The organism is Dyadobacter sp. HNCC25DJ185, assembly GCF_056895195.1.
In genome coordinates this window covers 101,731-123,694 of sequence record NZ_JBXHAR010000008.1, presented here as the reverse complement: position 1 = coordinate 123,694, position 21,964 = coordinate 101,731, and the positions used below count along the sequence as shown (strand labels likewise).

The following is a 21,964-nucleotide window of genomic DNA, read 5'->3' as shown; positions in this document are numbered from 1 at the left end:
CAAAAAGTAAATAAAAGGCCATGATATTAATTTCCCATCTCCTTTTATTAATTTCGAAATATCCCATTTCTATCATTTAATAGGACTCAATTAATGTCTGTCAAGAATTTGCTCCTGGCGCTACCTGTCGCCATGCTACTTACGTCCTGCAAAAAGGAACTTAAAACATTCACCCGGCTTGAAAGTGACGATACCGGGATCCGTTTTTCCAACCGCGTGGCTGAGAATGATACCATGAACATTCTTGCCTTTGAATATGTCTACAATGGCGGAGGCGTGGCACTGGGGGACTTCAATAACGATAGCTTGCCCGACGTATATTTTACGGGAAATACGGTGGACAACAAGTTGTATCTCAACAAGGGTGATTTCAAATTTGAGGACATCACCGAAAAAGCAGGTGTGGCGGGTAAAGACAAATGGTCTACCGGTGTCGCGCTGATTGATATCAATAATGACCATCTCCTTGATATTTATGTTTGTTCCTCGGTAAGGAAAGTAGCCAGAGAACGTGAAAATTTACTTTATGTAAATCAGGGACTGGATCAAAACAAAACCCCTGTTTTTAAAGAAATGGGTAAGGAGTATGGCATTGCGGATACGACCCATACGACCAACGCCGCATTTTTGGATTATGACAATGATGGGGATCTGGACCTGTTTCTGGTCGTAAATGAGATGGATGACAATAATTTTCCAAACAGGTACCATAAAAAGATCGTCGACGGTTCCTCCAAGCGGACAGACAGGCTTTACAGGAATGACTGGGATGCCAAATTGGGCCACCCTGTTTTTACTAATGTATCGAAAGAAGCAGGCATTCTTATAGAAGGATACGGATTGGGCGTAAACGTGACAGACATTAACCAGGACGGGTGGAAGGATATTTACGTCACCAATGATTATCTAACGAATGATTTGATGTATATCAATAATGGCAACGGCACGTTTACCGACAAAGCATCTTCCTATTTCAAACATACGTCCCATTCGGCAATGGGAAATGATGTAGCTGATATCAATAATGATGGTCTGGTGGATGTCATTGCCGTGGATATGATGCCCGCAACGAACAAGAGAAAGAAGATGATGACACCTGCGAATAGCTACGTAACCTATCAGAACAACGATTTGTTTGGTTACCAGTACCAGGTCGCCAGGAATACCCTGCAGCTGAACCTTGGGAAGACGACCCCCAAGAGTAAGGATCCCGTATTCAGTGAAATTGGCCTGCTAAGCGGAATTGCCGAGACAGACTGGAGCTGGACACCTATGGTAACCGATTTTGATAACGACGGACTGAGGGATGTGATCATCACAAATGGGTTTCCTCGCGACATTACCGATCTCGATTTTGTAGCCTATCGACAGGAGGTTTCCAGTATCATGGAGCCGATGATGATGCTGGAGTATATCCCTGCCGTCAAAATCAAAAACTTTGCTTTCAAAAACAAAGGGAACCTCAGATTTGAGGATGTAGGGGATCAATGGGGGATTGATGAGCCCGGTTTTTCAAATGGAGCTGCTTACGCTGACCTGGACAATGACGGTGACCTCGATTACATTGTCAATAATATCAACGACTCTGCGTCTGTATTTCGCAACAACAGTATCCAGTTAGCGCCTGGTGAAAGTAACTATCTGAGGATCGCGTTTAAAGGTGAACGGTTTAACCATGCAGGAATAGGAGTAATCGCTGAGATAACCTATGGGGGCGGCAAAAAGCAGATCACCGAAAATTCGCCCTACCGCGGCTATTTGTCAACCGTCGAGCCGATAATCCATTTCGGTTTGGGAAAGGAGAAAAAAGTCGACCAATTGAAAATTACATGGCCGGGAGGGAAAAGCCAGATTTTAAAGAACGTACCGGCCAACCAGGTTCTGGTGCTCAGCGAGCATGATGCTACGGAACATCCGAGTGATATTCAAATGATTGATAATCCACTGTTTACAGATATCACTTCGACGCTTCATATCCCTTACCGGCATGAGGAGACTGACATTATCGATTTCAATGTCCAGAAACTCATGCCTCACAAATTGTCACAGTTTGGACCTGCCCTGGCAGCAGGGGATGTCAATGGGGACGGTTTGGACGATATTTTTGTGGGCGGCGCTTATCAGCATAAAGGCCGTTTTTTTCTTCAGCAACCTGGCGGCAACTTTAAAGTAGCGGATCTCCTGCCGGGACCAGAAGGTCTGGCGAAAAATACGGAGGACATGGGCGTCTTGCTGTTTGATGCTGATATGGATCGCGATCTGGACCTTTATATTGTGAGCGGAAGCTATGAAATCAAAACAGGTTCGGATGGATTAAGAAATATATTATATCTCAATGATGGGAAGGGTAATTTTCATCCGGATGTTGCTGCCTTGCCTCAATTTCTTGTAAATGGTTCTTGTGTAAAGGCTGTTGACTACGATAGAGATGGTGATCTGGATTTATTTATAGGCGGCAGAGTTGAATCAGGGGCATATCCCAAGCCGGTTTCCAGCTTTGTGCTTAGAAACGATACCCGGAATAATCAGGTGAGATTTTCGGATGTCACTGCTGCGATCGCTCCCGAACTGTTGGACATCGGACTTGTCTGTGATGCTCTGTGGACAGACTATGATAACGACGGCTGGGTGGATTTGATGGTTGCTGGGGAATGGATGCCCCTGACCTTCTTTAAAAATGAAAAAGGAAAACTCAAAAAAATCGTATCCGGGCTGGAAAATCAGAAAGGCTGGTGGGGCAGCCTGGTTTCTGGAGACTTCGACAATGACGGTGATATAGACTATGTGGCAGGTAACCTGGGTTTAAATTCACTCAGCAGGGCTACCGAAAATCAGCCGGTAAGTATGTATGCAAAGGATTTCAACAACGACGGATACTTTGATGCGATACCAACGGTCTTTTATAAAGCTGCTGACGGCAGTTATAAAGAGTTTCCATATAATATCCGGGATGATATGGGCAAGCAAATTATCCAGGTCCGCCAGCGTTTTCAGGAGTATCGCAAGTTTGCGGAATCCAGCCTGAGTGACATTTTAAAACCGGAAGAATTGAAAGATGCATTACTGGTAAGAGCAACGTATATGCTAAGCAGTTATGTGGAAAATCGGGGCGGTGGAAAATTTGCAATCCACGAGCTACCGCTTCGGGCGCAGTTTGCGCCGCTCTTTGGAATGATCGCCGAAGATATTGATCAGGATGGTAATCTTGACTTAATGCTTTCAGGTAATGACTATGGCTCTGAGGTATCAGTGGGTCGTTATGACGCTTTTTACGGGCTTGTGTTGAAAGGTGATGGAAAAGGTGGCTTTACACCACTGAGTCCTTTGCAGAGTGGTTATACGATAACAGGTAATGCCAAGGGCTTGGTAAAACTGGGATCAAGCGGTGGCAACTGGATCACCGCGACTTCTCAAAACCGGGACTCTGTCAGGTTTCACCGGAGCCAGCAAGAGGTACGAAAAGTATCTTTAATGCCGACGGAAACTTTCGCAACACTGAAATTTCAAAATGGTAAAAGCAGAAGAGAAGAGCTGAGTCTGGGCTCGTCATTTTTGTCTCAGTCGTCACATGCACTGTTCCTTCCTCAATACGTCAGAGATGTAGTAATAGTCAGCTCTAATGGCTCCAAAAGAGCGATTAAGTAAAACTTCAACCTTTATTTTGAACCCGGATAGCATGTCTTTCCGGGTTTTTTGTTTGTTTTCCACTCATGTTGAATATATAATTATTCTTATTTGCTCATGAAATGTCAATCGTACATTTATAACTATTTTAGTATTGTATGTAACTATATTTTTATTTGATTGGGGAGTTAAAATGACACAGCTTCTTCCAATAAGACAATCAAAAACTCGGGCTAAAAGTTTGCATAAGTAACTGTCAATTTACTTTAAAACATTGATTAAGTGATATTTGTAATATTGACACTTTAAAAAAACGCATTAAAATGAGATTAAAAATTAAGTTGTAACCCTTCTTTTTATTAAGAAAGTACAAGTTTTTGAGGGAATTTAAATTTGAAAAGTACAATTAATTATTGATTTGAATATATTGTCCAATAATTAGATTTTTTGATGATTAAAAATGATAGTTTTGGGAGGTTTAATGATATTAACCTAACAAAACATTATGAAAAAAAATTACCTCCTGTTAGGAAGCAGGCTCGTTCTCAGTATGCTTCTATTTTTCATCTGCCAAAGTGCATTTTCTCAGGACATCACGATTTCGGGGAAAGTTTCTGACGAACAAACAGGGTCCACTTTGCCCGGAGCGTCAGTCACTTTGAAAGGTTCAACCACCGTGGGTGTCACCACAGACGCAGACGGCAAGTACACCATCAAAGTTCCTTCCAGTGCCCAAACGCTTGTGATCTCCTTTATTGGTTACACGGCAAAAGAAGTCGCGATCGGCAACCGCACTGTGATTGACGTGACGATGGTGAGCGATGTAAGTGCCCTGGAAGAAGTAATTGTAACGGGGTATGGATCTCAATCTAAAAGAGACATTACCGGATCTGTTACGACAGTGAATGCCAAGGATCTGCAATCGGTTCCCGCTACCACGTTTGCCCAGCAGCTTCAGGGACGTGCCTCGGGTCTAAACATTGTGAATGATGCTACCCCGGGCGGTAATGCCACGGTCCGTATCCGCGGTTTTGGTACGATTGGTAACAACGACCCTCTGTTTATTATCGATGGTGTGCCAACTGAAAACCAGGGTAACCTTAACCCCAATGACATCGAGACAATTCAGATTTTGAAAGATGCTTCGTCTGCCTCCATTTACGGATCACGTGCTGCGAACGGGGTTGTGATTATTACTACTAAAAGAGGCAAGATAGGTAAGCCTGTGATCTCTTTTAATGCGTATTACGGAACACAAAAGGCTTATAAAGATGTAGAGGCACTTAATGCAAAAGAACTTGGCCAATACCTTTATCTGGCGGATAAGTATGCCGGTAAGACGCCGTCACACGGACAGTACACCTATGGCCCGAACGGAGAAGTTACGCTTCCCGACTACGTATTTCCAAGCAAAGGAAAAGCAGGAACTCCTGAGGTTGACCCTTCAAAATATTCCCTTGTGCCTGGTAATATCTACGCGATAACCAAAGCAGCTGACACCAATTGGTGGAAAGAGCTTACCACCACAGCACCCATCCAGAATTACCAGTTGACTGCTTCCGGAGGTACTGAAAACAGCCGTTACTCTTTATCGGTGGGCTATTTCAGTCAGGATGGTGTGGTTAAGTTCATTGGGTATGATCGTTACACTGTTCGTGCCAACACTGAATTTTCCGCTTTGGGCAAGCGCCTGCGCGTAGGAGAAAACCTGGCAGTTTCATTTGATAACAGAAAAGGCGGATTTGGTAACAACCAAGAGCAAAATGCGGTTTCCGGTTCTTTCAAACACCACCCTTTGCTGCCCATCTATGACATTGCAGGGAACTTTGCCGGTTCACGCGGTGCGAACCTTGGTAACAACTCCAACCCTTATGCAACACTTTACCGCGAAAAAGACAACACTACTTATCGTTTGCGCGCATTTGGTAACGTCTACGGCGAATTTGACATCATCCCTAACCTAACCTTGAAAACCAGTCTCGGTATCGATGGTGTGAGCCAGAGAGGCCGTTATATCGGGCGCGCCAATCCAGAGTATGTAGAGGGTAGCTTCAATAACAGCTCACAGTCAACCGACAATTATTCTTATCAGTGGGTATGGACCAATACACTGAGTTATACTAAGAATTTTGGAACGAACCATAAAGTGGATGCTTACGTCGGTATTGAATCCATTCGCGAGTTTGCGGAAGAGTTTGGCGCCAGCCGATCGGGTTATGCCTTTGAAATTCCTTCGATCATTAACTATCTGAACCTGGGAGATGCTACCAAGGCGACTAACTATGGTGGTGTGACCAGGGATTACAGTCTCTATTCGCAATTTGGAAAAATCAACTACGCTTATGCAGATAAATATCTGTTTCAGTTTATTCTTCGTAATGACGCTTCTTCACGTTTCCAGCAAGCTTCAAGAAGCGCGCTATTCCCTGCATTCAGCGCGGGATGGAGGCTATCCGAAGAAAATTTCATGAAGAGTGTCGGCTTTGTTAATGATCTGAAATTGCGTTATGGATGGGGTAAAACTGGTAACCAGAAAATTGGGGACTACAACGCGTTTACAACTTATCGTGCCGATATCTTCCACGCAGGGTATCCAATCGACGGATCGGCAAGCCAGCCAACCATTGGCTATGATGCCTCTTCATTCGGAAACCCAAAAGCGAAATGGGAAACTACCACATCCAATAACCTGGGTTTGGATGCAACATTCCTGAACGATGCTTTAACATTTGAAATCGACTTCTGGAACCGCAAAACCGCAGACATGCTGTTTTCAACGCCCATCACGTTTACGGCCGGAGATGCAAACGCGCCATCTTTCAACGTTGGTGCAATGACTAACAAAGGAATCGACTTAGGCTTAGGCTACCGTAATACGGCCATGAAAGGAGATCTTCGTTATGGCGTTTCGGTGAACTACTCAATGTACAGAAACAAGGTGAATAAACTGGATGAAAGTGATGCTACCAAATATTTTGGTTCTGGATCCCGCGTGCCAGCCGTAACGTTGACGCAAGCCGGTTTGCCGTTGTCTTCTTATTATGGATATAAGGTACTTGGAATATTCCAGTCCGATGAAGAAGCGAAAGCCTGGGCACCTTACGGCTCTTATAACAAAGCGGGTAAATTCAAAATTGCCGACATCAACAATGATGGAAAAATCACGGATGATGACCGCACTGTAATCGGAAATCCCCACCCTGACTTTGTTTATGGCGTGAACCTGAATGTAGGTTATAAAATGTTCGACCTTACCATTTTTGGAAACGGGGTTGTTGGTAACGAGATTTTTAGCTATCTGCGCTATTTCACCGACTTTAACACATTCCAGGGTAACAGAGCGAAACGTGCTTTGTATGATGCGTGGCAGCCAGATCACAAATCAGGCACTGTGCCGATTATGGATGCCGACGACCAGATCAGTAGCCGGCCTTCAAGTTACTTCGTAGAAAAAGGCACTTATTTCCGCCTGAAAAACGTGCAGCTGACTTTCACCGTCCCCAAAGCGGCGGCAGCAAAAATTGGATTTAGCAATGCACAGGTTTATATACAAGGTCAAAACATGTTAACTGTCACCAAGTATTCGGGATTGAACCCTGAAATCCAGACTGGCCAGGATAACACCTTAGGTTTTGACGGAGGTTACATGCCGGTATCCAGGACATTCCTGTTGGGCCTCAACTTCTCGTTCTGATAACCAATTATTTATTGATCTTAAAACTCCCGATTAATTATGAATAGGAAATTTTTTAAATATTTATTTTCCGTGGGCCTCGCAATCGGTATTGTAACCGCTTGTAAAGATGAATTTCTCTCAAGAGATCCTCAGGGACAGTACAGCCCCACAGCCCTGAAAACTCCAAGTGGGGTAGAAGGCTTGCTGATTGGAGCCTATGCAATGATTGACGGCCAAGGGCTTGATGGGCAGGATTCGTGGAACAACGATATCCAAAGCTGGGTATTCGGAGGTCTCGCGTCAGATGATTCCTATAAGGGTACAGATGCCGGTGACCAGCCCGAGCAGTCTTTTATTGAGAAATACGATTTTCAGCCAACCAATAACCACATCAAAAACAAATGGCGTGGACTATATAAGGGTGTTGCCCGTACCAATGACGTGATCAATACGCTGGCCGAGGTAGAGGGAGTGGCTGAAACAAGAAGGTCGCAAATCATCGCAGAGGCAAGATTCTTGCGCGGCCTTTACCATTTCGAGGCAAAAAAAATGTGGAAGACAATTCCTTACATTGACGAGAATACGTATAAGCTGGATGATCTGGAAAGCACCAAAATTCCTAATGACAAGGATGTTTGGCCAATGATCGAAGCAGATTTCAAAGCAGCATCCGAGGGTCTCCCTGAAACGCAAAGCCAGGTTGGACGTCCAACCAAGTGGGCTGCACTTGCATTTCTGGCAAAAACCTATATGTATCAGGGTTGGAACGTGACAACTGGTGCAGTGAACCTTCCGGCGTTACAAAAAGCAAAACCTATATTGGAGCAAATCATCGCTTCGGGAAAATTTTCTTTAGCGCCCAAGTTCGAAGATAACTTCCTGATTGCGACCCGTAACAACGTCGAATCCATTTTTGAGATTCAATATTCAGTTTCAAGTGCCTCGGGAGATGCTGCTGATGCTGGTGTAGGTCTTGCTCACCCTTATATTGATCCCTGGGGCTGCTGCGGATTCTACCAGCCATCACAAAACTTGGTAAATGCGTTCAAGACAAGTGCAACCGGTCTTCCGTTGTTAGATACGTTTAATGATTCAGACGTGAAAAATGATCAGGGTTTAAAATATACAGACCCATTTGAGCCGTATACGGGAACTCTGGATCCGCGTTTGGATCAGACAGTTGGACGCCGCGGAATTTTGTTCAAGGATTTTAAAATCCATGGAAGCGACTTCATCAGGGATCAAACTTACGCAGGGCCTTATTCCCCTAAGAAGCATATCTCCGAAAAAGCAGGCTTTGGCATAAATGGTTGGGGTAACCTTTCCAGCAACAACTATCGCATCATGCGCTATGGTATGATACTGCTTTGGCTGGCCGAAGTAGAGGTAGAGTTAGGTAATTTGGAAAACGCCAGGAAGCTTGTGAATCAGATTCGCACGCGTGCAGCCAATCCTGCAGGGTTTGTTAAGAAGGCCGTACAAGGCACCAAATCACGCGACGACTATACCGTTCTGAATGAGCCAGCAGCAAATTACCTCATCAAGACTTACGACGCGCCATGGGCGGATGCGGCAACTGCCCGTAAAGCCGTAAGATTTGAGACACGCCTGGAGTTTGCAATGGAAGGCCACAGGTTCTTTGATTTGCAGAGATGGGGTATCGCAGCAGAAACCCTGAACAAATATGTGGCCGTGGAGTCAACCAAGCGTGTTTATAAAAAGGGTGCTGTTTTTACAAAAGGCAAGAACGAATATTTCCCGATCCCTCAGGAAGCGATTGACCGGTCTTACAAAGCGGGTGTTGCAACCCTTACACAGGATCCGGCCTATAAATAGTTTTTGGTTAGTTAATACCAATATTTGTTAAGCGTTGTAATTAGAAAAGCCTCTGGACTGAATGTCCAGAGGCTTTCTTCATTGGTGCGGCGTTGATTAGCTGATCTTTATTTCCTGCTCAGGTTTTTCGGTACCTGGCAAAATAGGCAGCACGAGTTGTAAAATGCCGTTGACATACTCCGCCTTGATATTCTCCGCGTCAACTGTCTCGTCTATCATAAAGGAACGTTCAAATGAACTCTTGCTGAATTCATGGCGGATCCAGTTTTTGGTTTCTGCCTGTTCATTTTTCAGGGCATAGGAAACGCTCAATTCATGACCTTTTAAATTGATCTTAAAATCTTCCTTGGAGCGGTCGGGTGCGAAAATGAACAATTCATAGCTGCCATCGTTCTTAGCGATGTTAACAGGTACCCTGAATTCCTCGGGCCTGCCGAAGGCCCCTCTGCTTAAATACTCGTGGCGCATTCCGAAACCACGATTCCCATATCTGTTACACATGTTATTCGTCTTTGTTTTATTGATTATTGTTTAAGTTGTCGTTTGGCTTTTCCTGCGGCCGAGCTGGCATATCAGAGTCTGACTTGTGATGTGGGGCCTTGCCAAAATGTCCGCAGCCGAATTCGCCATAACGTCCTGGCATTCTTTGATGAAAGCGGTCCCCAACAGTCCAACGGAGACCCGCGGCTGTAATCAGCGCAATACTGGCGCCCAGCAATATTCTTGTGCTTCTTTTCATTGTCTATATTTTTTTAGGATTTCGGTTAAAATGGTCGTGGAGCCTTTCCTTTCCCACTAAAGGTTCGTAGACTTCATAATGGTCATAACGTGGGTGATACCTTCTCCATCGCCCATATCTACTTCCTCCGGCGATCAGGCGTAATAAGAATCCAATGAAAAGAAAAAGGACGACCGCTTTAAAAAGCAGAAACGGTATCGCGAACAATAAGATACCTCCAAGGATACCTGCTACTATTACTTTCAAAATTGGTGCAATCATGGCGTTTGTTTTGTTTTGATTTGTATATATACACGGTGGTGCGTACATAGTCGCAGACGTTCAGCGAGAATAAATACTTTAAGGAGGCAAAAAATAAAGCCCGGCTTTTTTGTCCGGGCTTTATTGCTAAATACTCTCAGGAGGTTTTCCGCATCTTCTTCGCATTTCCTGCCGGAACTTCTGACGTTCTTCGTCACTCAATTGCATCCATCGGCCCCGCCGTGCGCCAAATCGTCCGTGGGCCGGACCACGCTCAAAACCTTGCCATTTTCTCCATCTGTTGCGGTTACCCATTGGCTTCACAAAACCTCCGAACAAGATTTTGCACAATACAAGCAATCCTACCGCCTGCCAGTATGATATCGGGTTTACATTTATTGCTTCGGGTAAAATGGCATTCCACAGATAACGTACGGCCGCGCCGAAAATCAAAACGCCTGCCAATGCGAAAATTGGGATCAATGCGAAGTGCCTCCTGTATCTTTTCTGCTGGTTCATGATCAACAAATTTAATAATTAACGAACTCACGATAAACAGATTCCAGCCGCAGTCTTAAATGCTGGACAGCGTAACGTTTGCGTGATATCAATGTTTTAATGTTTTCTCCGGTCCTGTCGGCAATTTCCTGAAAGGTCTGGTCTTCCAATTCATTCCAAATGAAAACCTGTCGCTGATTTTCGGGTAATTCCTGCAAGGCGATGGTGAGTTGCTCCCAGAAAAGCTCTTTCATATAAGCTGTTTCGGGCGTATTGTCGTCGGCAAGTAGAATGTCTTTGAAATAAAATTCGCCTTCTTCGTCCTCGTAGCCGTAATCTTCCAGTGAATCGGGCTTTTGTTTACGGTATTTGTCGATGATGCGGTTACGCGCGACCCTGTAAAGCCAACTCCCGATTTGTTCAATTGCCTCGATTTCAGGCAGACTACTCAGTTGAAACCAGACATCCTGCAAAATATCTTCCGCATCCTCATCCGTGTTAACCCGTTGCCGGATAAAGCCCAGCAGCTGTTTACTGTAAGATGTGACGGTTTGAATGATATTTGGTTTTTTCTGTGACAAACTGATCGCAGGAATTGATAGTGAGTTACCAGACGAATGATTTTGCAAAATACTTTAACTACGGAAATTTTTCTTGCCGCTGAGACGAGAATGGACACGAATGACTTACTCACACAAATGGGGTTTTGGAAACCCTTGTTTGAGTTAAAGTGTCAAAAGAACAATTGTTATTGATATTTCTTTGTAAAGTACAAAAAATCGTAAATTGTACTTTTCTAATTCGACTGTCAACTTTCAAACGACTTGCTGTACTTTTTTAATAAACGTATAACTATTTTAATATTATTAGATAATAAGAAAAAGAACTTTCATTGTTGGAAAATCATGTTATTGACTTGTATTAAGTATGTTGCCTACATTTGAATCATCAAATCAGTCAAACACAGCATTTTGAAGTTTGATTTAGTAAGTAGAAACAGAGTATTTGCAAATATTTAAAAAGTACAATTGAACATTAGTTGGACATTAAACATTAGAAATAAAATGAAAAAGACAATCTTGACAATCGCGGTTCTGGTGGGAGTATCAGCTGCAAACCTTTCTATCGCTGCCGAAAAAGTAAAAGAAAATGCTGCAATCGAACTAGTTTCGACAGGAGAATTGAAATTCAAATTGACGCTTGAGAACGTGAAAGAGAGATCTTCGGTAGTGATCAAAGATTTCGGCGGAGACACTGTTTACAGCACATCCATTCCAAAATCTGAAAGCTATTCTAAAATTTTCGACTTGTCGAATCTGGCAGATGGTAACTACAGCTTTGTAATCAACAATGGGAGCGAAATTTCTACAAAGCCGTTCTCGATCTCAACTGAAACAAAACGTCAGGTTATCGCGGTAGTGAAATAATTGAAGATAAGACCTTCATACGCAAAAAAGGCAGTCCACCCCGGACTGCCTTTTACTTTTTATGCCGAGCGCAATCAATAGGTCATTACCTGCTTTTCGTCGCTACTCCGGAATGCCAGATCGATCACCCTTGCGGTACGAATAATTTCTTCGGGTTTGACAGCCAGCTCCGCCCCTTCAACGATTGCGTCATAAACGTTTTGATAAAAAGGAGCATAATCACCGGCTTCGCTTTCGATAACTCCGGTAAAATCTTCGGTATACAATTTGCCCCAGCGGTTCTCCGGTTCAACGCCCCAGGGTTTTGCAGTTGGTAAAATGTTTTTACGCAAAGTTTCTTCCTGTGGGTCCAATCCACCTTTTATGAAAGACCCTTTCGTGCCATGGAGCACATAGCGGAGCTGGTTTTCATAAACCATCAGACTCGATTTGAGAATGACCAGCTTATCCTTATAACCCAGTCGAATGTCAAAATAATCGTCGATTTCACTGTAAGGCCTCACCACACGTACTTCCGCGGTGACGGTTTCTGGTTCGCCAAAAAGAACCAAAGCCTGATCAATCAGGTGCGGGCCGAGATTGTAAACATTTCCGCCAACCGGAACACGTTTTTCCTTCCACGATTCGGTGGGCACTACTTGACGGTAGCGATCATAACGGCTTTCGTATTCCACGATATCACCTAACCTTCCTTCGGAAATTAACTTTTTGAGCGTCAGGAAGTCGGAGTCCCAGCGACGGTTTTGGTAGGCTGTTAAGACCAAACCATTCTTTTTTGCCAACTCAGCCAATTGCCTGGCCTCACTTTCCGTGGCAGCAAATGGTTTTTCGATCACCACATGCTTCCCGTTTTCAAGAGCATCCATTGCATAGGGGAAGTGGGTATCATTGGGCGTACAGATAAAGACAAGGTCAATTTCGGGGTCACTGAGCAGTTCGTCGACCGATCTGGCATTACCAATCGAAGCATCAAATTCCTGTGCCTCATTTTTTGTGCGTTCAACAACGGTTTTGATCTTATATCCGGGATTGGTACTCAGGAACGGGGAATGAAAGTATCGCCCGGACAATCCAAAGCCAATCAGCCCGACATTGAGAGTTTTTGAAGACATAATTTTAGGGATTTTGCTTTTTGGTAAAGATAATTTCAAAGACATACGGAGCAGCAACTACAACGATATATTGTTTTGAAGACTAAGTTTTGAATCCACTTTCATAGCTAGTGACCAACATTAATCTCATTTGCCATGACAAATTTCAAAAGAAAATGAATTTTAGTGCGTTCAATCTCAAATTAGCTATTTCTGCGGAACCCTGATCAAATCCAGAGCATGCTGGCGGTTCAATTCTAATATCTCAGCTCTCGGCTTGGTTGTAAAGGAGTTTACAGTCATTTTGGAAGTCATCAGTTTTCCGTCATATCCATATAAGAATGAAATTGAGTTATAAGGTTTTCAATGAACGGAATGCAGCGGTTAACGTCACCAACGCCGATCTCGATCGCGCTGTTTCGGAAGAGGGTTTTGTTCCTACTCATATTGGAAATGCGGCAGCAATGGCAAAGTACTTCCAACTTTTGCCCCGCCTACGTGAGACTCTCAGTGGAGAAACACGTAGACAAAAAAATGCCGCTGCAAGAGCATTGCTTGCAATGAACGACACCTCCGCAATTGCGCTTCTTAAATCCTTAGCTTCACTAGAACATGATCCCATCGTTTCGAATATTTTTTTAGCGACTGCTATCAGGTTGCAGGGGGCAGATTATGCACTTGACTATTTCAGCTCGGCAACGGGGGATTCGGGTGTGAAGAGCATGCTTGTCGCCAATTACGATGGATACCTGAAGCTTGTAGAAGAAGATCTTCCTTTTTTAGTCTCTGCTTTGAAAGCATATGCCGAAAAGAATCAGCTGTGGATTTTTCAGCTTGATGCTGATATTTGGGCGTCGCGTGTAGATACTCTTACATTCAGACTAGCCTCAGAGAATGCTTTACGTATGTTGGCTAATCCGAAATTTGCTACTGAGCGTCAAATTTTATCTGAGGTTTTGGAACATTTAACTTCTCTTAGTGTGGAAAGAAGTACTAGGAAGTACACGTCTTTGTTAATCAATAATTTGCATGATATGTAGATGAGGTTCTTTTTCAGTTTTACGATTCGGCCCACAATTCTCTTACTTTTTTTAAATCTCGTTTCATCGCGTCAAAAACTACCTTTTTATCTACTGTTATTTTGTCGGCGCCCTGATCTGCGCCACCCAAGGGATACTCGAGGTGAAGGCAGATAGGTACTTCTATTTTGTACTCTTTTAATAACCTTAAGTAAGTTTTAAAATCAACCATTCCTTCTCCCATAGGTACACTTTTGACAGCCCATTTTCCATTGGCTTTTTCCCATATAAAATCTTTGAGAACAATAGTCTTGATATTGGGGCGAATCAGATTGAAGCCGGTTTGCCAGGATAATCCGCCTTCAACAGTGGCGTGACGAATGTCGTACTGTGCACCCATTGTCTTGGGATCTGCCTTTTGTAGAATTGTCCAGATCTCGAACATCGAAGCCCCAGCCATTCTGCCCGAGTGGTTCTGATAACATCCGTTTAAACCGATTTTACTGTTCAGCTTGCTAAGGCCGGCCATTTTTTCAGCGAATCCATACAACTGCTCGGGAATCGGCTGCTGTTCATTGTATCTGTACCAGTTCATGCGGTAATATTTGAAACCCAGCTGAGCGGCTGTTTCCAATACCTTTTTATCAACGGGATTGTTTACATCTTCAACCGCGGTGCAAAACATCAAGGGGTTGAAACCTACTTTTTTCATCGCCTCAACCGCTTTGGGAAGGTCAGTTTCAACTTTTTCGGGCAGGACATGGCCTTTCGGGCGAACCGTCAGGTCGATACCGTCGAATCCAATCTCCCTCGCAACTTCCGACATATCCTGATAATTCAGGAACTGAAGGTGTTTTGAGAAAATGTTGATTTTGGGGATATCAGCCATTGAAATACGCGATTGAGAGAAAGTCTCCTTGGCGATTGCCGGCACGATACTTCCTGCAATGGCGCTGTTGATGAGGAATTTTCGGCGTGAAATAGGATCTCTCATGATAGGGCTGCTTGGAATTGTCCTGACTTTAAAGTCATAAGTGAATAAGATCATTTTTTTACCGCCAAACTCACGTGATTTTACGAGAGATCCATTGCAGTCCCCGAAGAGGTTACTTCTTTGAGGATGCCCTAAATTCAGTAGAATGAAGGGCTTTTAACTTTAAAGAATATCGGTTTAAGGCATTTTATTTCAGAAAAAATGAAAACGGAAAACATCGGCCGTAGGGAGTTTTTGAAAGCGGGAGCAGTTATATCTTCCTTGATGATTGTGCCCAGGCATGTGCTAGGCAGAGGTTTTACAGCCCCGAGTGACAAGATCACCTTGGGCTTTATTGGATGTGGCAGGCAGGCGGGAGGGTTGCGTAACCGTTTTCTTGATTTTCCCGATGTCCAGTTGTGGCAGCGTCCGATGTATATGGTGTTAAACAGGAAAGCTTTGTTAATCAGGTCAACAAATGGTATTCCGAAAAGCAGGCAGCTGACTATAAGTCGGCCCAAGGATATGCCGACTTTCGGGAGCTGTTGTCCCGAAAGGGTATTGACGCGGTGGTCATCGCTTCACCTGATCACTGGCACGCATCCATGGCAGTTCGGGCGGCCGAAGCTGGTAAGGATATTTATTGCGAAAAACCCTTATCCCTGACTGTTAAAGAAGGACGGGCGATGGTAGATGCAACTCGTAAGCATGATCGCGTTTTCCAGACTGGCAGTATGCAACGATCGTCAAAGGAATTCACCAAGGCGGTTCAATTGGTCAGAACGGGCGCTATCGGAACGGTAAAGAAAATATATGTGAGTGTTGGAGGTCCTCCCAAGGAATGGGATTTGAAAGCGGAAACAAAACCCGCAGACCTGAACTGGAAAATGTGGATGGGGCCCAACGTAGTGGACAGGCCGTATAACAACGAACTGGCCCCCGTTATGACTGCGACTTTCTGGCCAAAATGGAGGGATTACATTGAATTCGGAGGAGGAGGGATGACCGACTGGGGTGCGCATATGTTCGATATCGCTCAATGGGGACTCGATATGGACAATTCAGGTCCGCAGGAGTTGATTTACTCGGAACCAGGAAAAGGGTTGATCTATCAATACGCCAACGGCGTGGAGTTAATACATCGTCCTATGGAAGGGAAGTCACATTGTCATTTTGTCGGGACGGATGGTGAAGTATACGTCGCCAGGGGAGAGCTGAGAACGACTCCGCAGGTGCTCGATCAAAAAACATTTAATGAAGGTGATGGGCATGTGTATGTCAGCGAAAACCATTACCGCGATTTTCTCAACGCTATTAAAGAAAGGAAACGGCCTATTTGTGACGTCGAGATTGGCCACCGGTCGGCCACAGTTTGCAATATTGGCAATATCGCCTACAAGTTACACCGTTCGCTGAAATGGGACCCGGGCAAGGAGAATTTTAAAAATGACAAAGCAGCTGACAAACTACTGGGAAGAAGTATGCAAAAGGAATGGAGGGTCTGAGGTGACCTTTTTTCCAAATTGTGTATTTTTGCAAAATGACCGCCGAGCCTGCCATCATACACTTCAAAGCACTTAGTGAACTGGAAAAAGTATCTGCCGATCTGCTGGATCTTGGCAGGGATGTTTCTGTATGGCTTTTCGAAGGGGGAATGGGGGCTGGAAAGACAACCGTTATCAAAGCCTTGTGCAGAAAGCTAGGGGTAAAGTCGCATATACAAAGTCCAACATTTTCGCTGGTCAACGAATACGAAGCTGACGGAAAGCTAATTTATCATTTTGATTTTTACCGGATTGAGGATGAAACCGAAGCCCTGGATATGGGTGTGGAAGAATACTTCGATTCGGGGAGTTATTGCTTTGTGGAATGGCCTGTGAAAATAGCGTCTCTGTGGCCGCAGCAATATTTGCATTTAAATCTTCAGGCCGATGAAAATGGCATGAGAATATTAGAAGTTACAAAGGTGTAAGAGGTATTAACATGGTTTCATTTTCATTTGCTCATTAATGGCACAACCTCAGATTACCGGTTTTGAAGAGCTTGCCAAGCAATCGGTCCTTTATCCGCAAGAATCTTTGATGGCTGTCCGAAAGGACCAAAATTCATTGCATATCGGCTTACCCAAAGAGGTGTCGTTACAGGAAAACCGCATTGCGCTAACTCCGGATGCCGTTGGGATACTCGTCAGGAACGGCCATGAAGTGTGGGTGGAGAAGGATGCAGGGAGAGGCGCAAATCTTTCGGATCATGAGTACAGTGAGGCAGGGGCAAAAATTGTCCAGAGTGTCGAAGAGGTTTATCAGGCAAAAGTGATACTCAAAGTCGAGCCCCTGGTGGAAGAAGAGTTCCGATATGTCAAATCAGGCACCACACTCATTTCTGCTTTGAATTTGCCGGCTCTTGAAAAGCATTATTTTGAGAAACTGAACGAGCTCAAAATAACCGGCATTGGGTACGAACTGATTGAGGATAAAGTAGGCGGAAAGCCGATTATCCGTGCAATGGGCGAAATCGCGGGGAGTACGGTGTTGTTAATCGCGGCTGAATATTTGTCAACACCAAACGGTGGCCGGGGAATTATACTCGGGGGCATTACCGGTGTACCTCCTACCAAAATCGTAATCCTGGGTGCAGGTACGGTTGCAGAATATGCCACCCGCGCTGCGATCAGTGTGGGTGCGGATATCAAGGTTTTCGACAAGCACATTTATAGGCTACAGAGGCTCAAATATTCGATTGGCCAGAATTTGTATACCTCTATCATTGATTCGGACACACTTGCCGAGGCGATTGGGCGGGCAGACGTGGTCATTGGTACCATGCGTGCTGAAAACGGTATCAGTCCGTTGGTTGTAACCAAAGAGATGGTAGCGCAGATGAAACCCGGCTCTGTCATTATCGATGTAAGTATCGACCAGGGCGGTTCCTTTGAAACCTCACGAATGACCAGTCACAAGCACCCCACATTTAAGTATAATGATGTGATCCATTATTGCGTGCCCAATATACCATCGCGGGTTGCGCATACTGCAAGTACAGCATTGAGTAATGTATTTTTACCTTTTTTATTGCAAACCGGGACAATTGGTGGCATAGAAGAAATGATTTATGCCAATAGGTGGTTTATGAAGGGGGTGTATTGCCATAAAGGAACGCTGACCAATTCACACATCGCCCGAAACTTCAATATGAGGTACAAGGATTTGACGTTGCTGCTTGCGGCGAGGATGTAGGGGCGTTAGTTAAGCGTCAGCTTTAGCTTCATCGTGCATATTTTAAACATGACTGAAAAGCTGCTGGTTAATGATTAATAGCAATAGTTCAACATTATCTCAGCCCAAAAGCTAAAACCAAAAAAATGATCAACAACAGTAACGAAAACACCCTGATGGATGATGCCAACTCTCCGGAGTTGAACCAGAAACTCATGGGGAATATATCACAGGATTTTATCAAAGTGGCGGACCAGTTAAAGGAAGCTTCTTATCAGATCCGGAAGCGGGGTTTTTCCGAGTACCCTATTTTTGCAGTTACAAATAATGAACTTCAGATCGGCGCATTGCTCATTGATTCGCATGAACTTGGTAACTTATATGTATACCGGGCATCCTACATGCAGGAGTTTGTCGACCGCAAATTGATAGGGGAGGAATCACTTCCGATGTTTACAGAAAATTACAAGAACCCAGACGAATTTTGCTGTCTTTTTGCATTGATCGGGGAGTTTTCGGGCTTTGTATTTGTACCCTATCCCGAAGATTGATCTTCTTCACTTTGTAGGCTAATGCGCCGTAAAATCAAGTGCTCGTGCCGGAAAATAAACTATTTTCCCGCTTAGGTATTTCTGAGGCAGGTAAAGGGGAAAAAAAATTAGCTTTATCAGATAGTTTCTTGATAATCAGTTTAAACTTCTCCCTATGGAATCGAAATTGCCCCTTGAAAAGGAATTGGAACCCATTTTTCTTGAAAAGTTTCCCCCGTTCTCAGATACTGTCAAAGAATTTCTTGTACAGTACGGTCCTTATTTTATGCTTGTACTTTCGGTGATTGCTATTTTCGGATTGCTCACCGCACTAGGGATTGGCAGCGCCGCGCTTGGCCTTGGTGCTGTATCAGTTGGGGTTGGATTTAACTTTTACCTGAGTATTGCGCTGGGCGTGATCACGCTGATCATGTATCTGATGGCGTTTACCCCACTAAGGGCCCGTAAAAGAGCTGGCTGGAACCTGTTATACTATGCGTTACTCGTCGGGTTGGTGAGTAATCTGATTCAGCTGGCCCTTCTCGGGGCGATCATTGGCGGTATACTGGGATTTTGGGTATTGTTTCAGATCCGAGAAAAATACATCTAATAACTGACTACTGATCGATTTTGCACAGAGCGAGCGGTTTTCCGCCCGCTTTTTTATTTTGCCATTGATCCGTCAAATAATGCATTCTTACTTGTAACTTTATTCCTGCTACTTATATTTCACATATTTGGTGCAAATTACAGCGTTTCCCATCTTATGAATATCATCGAAGTCAGGAATGTTACTAAAGAATATTCCAATCATGTTGCGCTCGACGACGTAAGCATTTCAATCCCAAAAGGCTGCATATTCGGTTTATTAGGTCCAAATGGTGCCGGAAAAACCTCGTTGATACGTATCATCAATCAGATAACCGGCCCTGACAAAGGAGAGATATTGTTTGACGGTAAAGTCTTGAATTCAAGCCACATATCCAGAATCGGCTATTTGCCCGAAGAAAGGGGGCTTTACAAGAAAATGAAAGTGGGTGAGCAGCTTTTATACCTTGCCCAATTGAAAGGATTGTCTCAAAGGCAGGCCATGGACAAGCTAAAAACCTGGTTTGTGAAATTTGATATCAAGACCTGGTGGGACAAAAGCGTGTCCGATCTTTCCAAAGGGATGCAACAGAAGGTCCAGTTTGTATCCACTGTATTACACGAGCCCGACTTGATTATCCTGGATGAACCTTTCTCAGGTTTTGATCCGATCAATGCAAACCTCATCAGGGACGAAATTCTTGAACTAAAAAAGAAAGGTAGCACCATCATTTTTTCGACCCACAGAATGGAAACCGTGGAAGAACTGTGCGACAACATTGCACTGATTCATAAGTCGAGGAAAGTACTCGATGGCCCCAAAAAGCAGATTAAGGAGCAGTTCAAAACCAATACTTATTTTGTTGAATACAGGGGCGAACTGGACGGGCTCGAACAGGCTTACAACATTCGTGACGAAAAAGAGCTGGAAGGCGGTTACCGGCGAACGAATATCTACCTCGGGGAGAATATCAGCCCTAACGAGCTTTTGATGAGCTTGTTGCCAAAAGTAGAAATTCGTTCTTTCGGAGAAAATATTCCGAGTATGAGCGACATTTTCATGCGGTCGGTCAATGAGGTACCGGAAGCGTAGTTTATTCAACGTTCTTCATCATTTTTAAACTTTTGTTAAATGCGCAATATTTTTCTTGTTATCAAACGGGAGTATATGGTAAGGGTCAAGAAAAAATCTTTCCTGATCATGACCCTGCTCGCACCGCTGCTTTTTGTAGGCTTTTATGCGGCCGTTATTTGGGTAGCAGTAGGTTCGATCGATGCCAAAACGGTTCAGGTATTGGATGAAAGCGGACTTTTCAAGAAGGAATTCAAGGATTCGGAGACGCTTAAATTTATTTACATCGACAGCAATATCGATTCGGCCAAAGCTGGTTTCAAGAACAGTGAAGCCAATGCACTGGTTTTTATACCGAAGGATGTGATTAAAAAGCCCAAGAGCGTTCGGATTTATGCCGAGAAGAACGTTAGCATGGACCTCAAATCGGAAATTGAAAAGGTAATCGAAAAGCAAATCGAGGACATCAAACTTTCTGAAGCCGGTATTACACACAAAATCCTGGAAGATTCGCGTGTCAATGTTACTTCCGAAACCATTAGCCTCAGTGAAGAGGGCGAGAAAGCCAGTAGCTCCGGTGCTGCAACCGTTATTGGGGGAATTTGTGCATTCCTTATTTATATGTCCGTCTTCATTTACGGAACGCAGGTCATGCGGGGTATTACGGAGGAGAAAACCAGCCGGATTGTTGAAGTTATTATTTCTTCTGTCAAGCCGTTTGACCTTATGCTCGGCAAAATCATTGGCGTGGCACTGGTGGGATTAACCCAGTTTGTTCTCTGGATCACTTTAACAACCGCATTAACCAGCGCAACTTCCGCAGTTTTAAGCGCCCGTATGTCCGGCGAGTCGGATCAGGTCAAACAGGAAATGCAGAAAATCCAGAAGGGTATGCCCAATCAACAGATGCCCGGAGGTAATGTCGAAAACCCGGTTGCCGAAGTTCTGGGTGCAGTCAACAGCCTGAACATTCCGCTGATCCTGGGTTGCTTTTTGTTTTACTATCTGGGAGGATACCTGCTTTACAGCGCGCTTTTTGGCGCCGTGGGGGCAGCCGTGGATAACGACGCAGATACACAACAGTTTATGTTGCCTATTACCCTGCCGATTATTTTTTCTTTTGTGTTTGCCCAGTTTGTGCTGCGCGACCCCGACGGTAACCTTGCGTTCTGGACATCCATTATTCCGTTCACGTCACCAGTGATCATGATGGTGAGGATCCCGTTCGGTGTTCCTGCATGGGAGATCGCGCTGTCTATGGTCTTACTCGTGCTCGGCTTTATGGGCACTACCTGGTTGGCGGCCCGTATTTACAGGGTAGGGATTCTGATGTATGGTAAAAAAGTGAGCTATAAAGAGCTGGCCAAATGGATCTTTTATAAGTAATTCTTAACACTTTTTAAGAGACGGAAAATCTTGCTGTTGTGGTAATTTTG

General features: G+C 44.3%; 19 protein-coding genes. 12 read left to right on the top strand and 7 right to left on the bottom strand.

The genetic code is table 11. The features are described 5' to 3' along the window. The first annotated feature begins 93 nt into the window (after nucleotides 1-93). The 3 genes from AC1XUF_RS22770 (at nucleotide 94) to AC1XUF_RS22760 (ending at nucleotide 9,136) form a co-directional block, all read left to right on the top strand. The gene (locus tag AC1XUF_RS22770; protein ID WP_483344148.1) at nucleotides 94-3,645 is read left to right on the top strand and encodes a VCBS repeat-containing protein; all 3,552 of its coding nucleotides are present in this window, start codon (nucleotides 94-96) and stop codon (nucleotides 3,643-3,645) included. 484 nt (nucleotides 3,646-4,129) lie between these two features. Next, nucleotides 4,130-7,318, top strand: coding sequence for a SusC/RagA family TonB-linked outer membrane protein (locus AC1XUF_RS22765; protein ID WP_483344147.1), 3,189 nt, complete (start codon nucleotides 4,130-4,132; stop codon nucleotides 7,316-7,318). Nucleotides 7,319-7,357: 39 nt separating this feature from the next. Continuing rightward, nucleotides 7,358-9,136: a RagB/SusD family nutrient uptake outer membrane protein gene (locus tag AC1XUF_RS22760; RefSeq protein ID WP_483344146.1), complete on the top strand. Its 1,779-nt coding sequence runs from the start codon at nucleotides 7,358-7,360 to the stop codon at nucleotides 9,134-9,136. A gap of 96 nt (nucleotides 9,137-9,232) precedes the next feature. On the opposite strand, the gene AC1XUF_RS22755 is transcribed toward AC1XUF_RS22760, so the two are convergent. The 5 genes from AC1XUF_RS22755 to AC1XUF_RS22735 all read right to left on the bottom strand — a co-directional run bounded on the left by AC1XUF_RS22755 (nucleotide 9,233) and on the right by AC1XUF_RS22735 (nucleotide 11,194). Beyond that, a complete protein-coding gene (locus AC1XUF_RS22755) occupies nucleotides 9,233-9,637 on the bottom strand; it encodes an Hsp20/alpha crystallin family protein (protein WP_483344145.1) in 405 nt (134 codons plus the stop codon). 16 nt (nucleotides 9,638-9,653) lie between these two features. Then, complete coding sequence (locus AC1XUF_RS22750) at nucleotides 9,654-9,875, bottom strand: hypothetical protein (protein WP_483344144.1); 222 nt, start codon at nucleotides 9,873-9,875, stop codon at nucleotides 9,654-9,656. Nucleotides 9,876-9,878: 3 nt separating this feature from the next. Further along, a complete protein-coding gene (locus AC1XUF_RS22745) occupies nucleotides 9,879-10,136 on the bottom strand; it encodes a hypothetical protein (protein ID WP_483344143.1) in 258 nt (85 codons plus the stop codon). A gap of 126 nt (nucleotides 10,137-10,262) precedes the next feature. Next, entirely contained in the window at nucleotides 10,263-10,634 is a 372-nt protein-coding gene (locus tag AC1XUF_RS22740; RefSeq protein WP_483344142.1) for a hypothetical protein, read from the bottom strand. Nucleotides 10,635-10,645: 11 nt separating this feature from the next. Beyond that, nucleotides 10,646-11,194: an RNA polymerase sigma factor gene (locus AC1XUF_RS22735; RefSeq protein WP_483344141.1), complete on the bottom strand. Its 549-nt coding sequence runs from the start codon at nucleotides 11,192-11,194 to the stop codon at nucleotides 10,646-10,648. A gap of 483 nt (nucleotides 11,195-11,677) precedes the next feature. Here AC1XUF_RS22735 and AC1XUF_RS22730 point away from each other — a divergent pair, with 483 nt between their 5' ends. Beyond that, the gene (locus tag AC1XUF_RS22730) at nucleotides 11,678-12,040 is read left to right on the top strand and encodes a hypothetical protein (RefSeq protein WP_483344140.1); all 363 of its coding nucleotides are present in this window, start codon (nucleotides 11,678-11,680) and stop codon (nucleotides 12,038-12,040) included. Between the two features lie 74 nt (nucleotides 12,041-12,114). Here AC1XUF_RS22730 and AC1XUF_RS22725 read toward each other — a convergent pair whose 3' ends face one another. Next, complete coding sequence (locus AC1XUF_RS22725; protein ID WP_483344139.1) at nucleotides 12,115-13,152, bottom strand: Gfo/Idh/MocA family oxidoreductase; 1,038 nt, start codon at nucleotides 13,150-13,152, stop codon at nucleotides 12,115-12,117. Nucleotides 13,153-13,472: 320 nt separating this feature from the next. On the opposite strand from AC1XUF_RS22725, the gene AC1XUF_RS22720 reads away from it, so the two are divergent. Continuing rightward, a complete protein-coding gene (locus AC1XUF_RS22720) occupies nucleotides 13,473-14,171 on the top strand; it encodes a hypothetical protein (RefSeq protein WP_483344138.1) in 699 nt (232 codons plus the stop codon). A gap of 19 nt (nucleotides 14,172-14,190) precedes the next feature. Here AC1XUF_RS22720 and AC1XUF_RS22715 read toward each other — a convergent pair whose 3' ends face one another. After that, nucleotides 14,191-15,198, bottom strand: coding sequence for a sugar phosphate isomerase/epimerase family protein (locus tag AC1XUF_RS22715; protein WP_483344137.1), 1,008 nt, complete (start codon nucleotides 15,196-15,198; stop codon nucleotides 14,191-14,193). Nucleotides 15,199-15,542: 344 nt separating this feature from the next. Here AC1XUF_RS22715 and AC1XUF_RS22710 point away from each other — a divergent pair, with 344 nt between their 5' ends. The 7 genes from AC1XUF_RS22710 (at nucleotide 15,543) to AC1XUF_RS22680 (ending at nucleotide 21,914) form a co-directional block, all read left to right on the top strand. Continuing rightward, the gene (locus tag AC1XUF_RS22710) at nucleotides 15,543-16,628 is read left to right on the top strand and encodes a Gfo/Idh/MocA family protein (RefSeq protein ID WP_483344136.1); all 1,086 of its coding nucleotides are present in this window, start codon (nucleotides 15,543-15,545) and stop codon (nucleotides 16,626-16,628) included. 20 nt (nucleotides 16,629-16,648) lie between these two features. Further along, nucleotides 16,649-17,095, top strand: a complete 447-nt coding sequence (gene tsaE / locus AC1XUF_RS22705; RefSeq protein ID WP_483344135.1) for a tRNA (adenosine(37)-N6)-threonylcarbamoyltransferase complex ATPase subunit type 1 TsaE — start codon at nucleotides 16,649-16,651, stop codon at nucleotides 17,093-17,095. A 37-nt stretch (nucleotides 17,096-17,132) separates the two neighbouring features. Next, entirely contained in the window at nucleotides 17,133-18,359 is a 1,227-nt protein-coding gene (locus tag AC1XUF_RS22700) for an alanine dehydrogenase (RefSeq protein ID WP_483344134.1), read from the top strand. 125 nt (nucleotides 18,360-18,484) lie between these two features. Next, the gene (locus tag AC1XUF_RS22695; protein ID WP_483344133.1) at nucleotides 18,485-18,889 is read left to right on the top strand and encodes a hypothetical protein; all 405 of its coding nucleotides are present in this window, start codon (nucleotides 18,485-18,487) and stop codon (nucleotides 18,887-18,889) included. 154 nt (nucleotides 18,890-19,043) lie between these two features. Then, the gene (locus AC1XUF_RS22690) at nucleotides 19,044-19,478 is read left to right on the top strand and encodes a hypothetical protein (RefSeq protein ID WP_483344132.1); all 435 of its coding nucleotides are present in this window, start codon (nucleotides 19,044-19,046) and stop codon (nucleotides 19,476-19,478) included. A gap of 156 nt (nucleotides 19,479-19,634) precedes the next feature. Continuing rightward, a complete protein-coding gene (locus AC1XUF_RS22685; protein WP_483344131.1) occupies nucleotides 19,635-20,549 on the top strand; it encodes an ABC transporter ATP-binding protein in 915 nt (304 codons plus the stop codon). Nucleotides 20,550-20,588: 39 nt separating this feature from the next. Further along, nucleotides 20,589-21,914: an ABC transporter permease gene (locus AC1XUF_RS22680; RefSeq protein WP_483344130.1), complete on the top strand. Its 1,326-nt coding sequence runs from the start codon at nucleotides 20,589-20,591 to the stop codon at nucleotides 21,912-21,914. Nucleotides 21,915-21,964 lie beyond the last annotated feature (50 nt).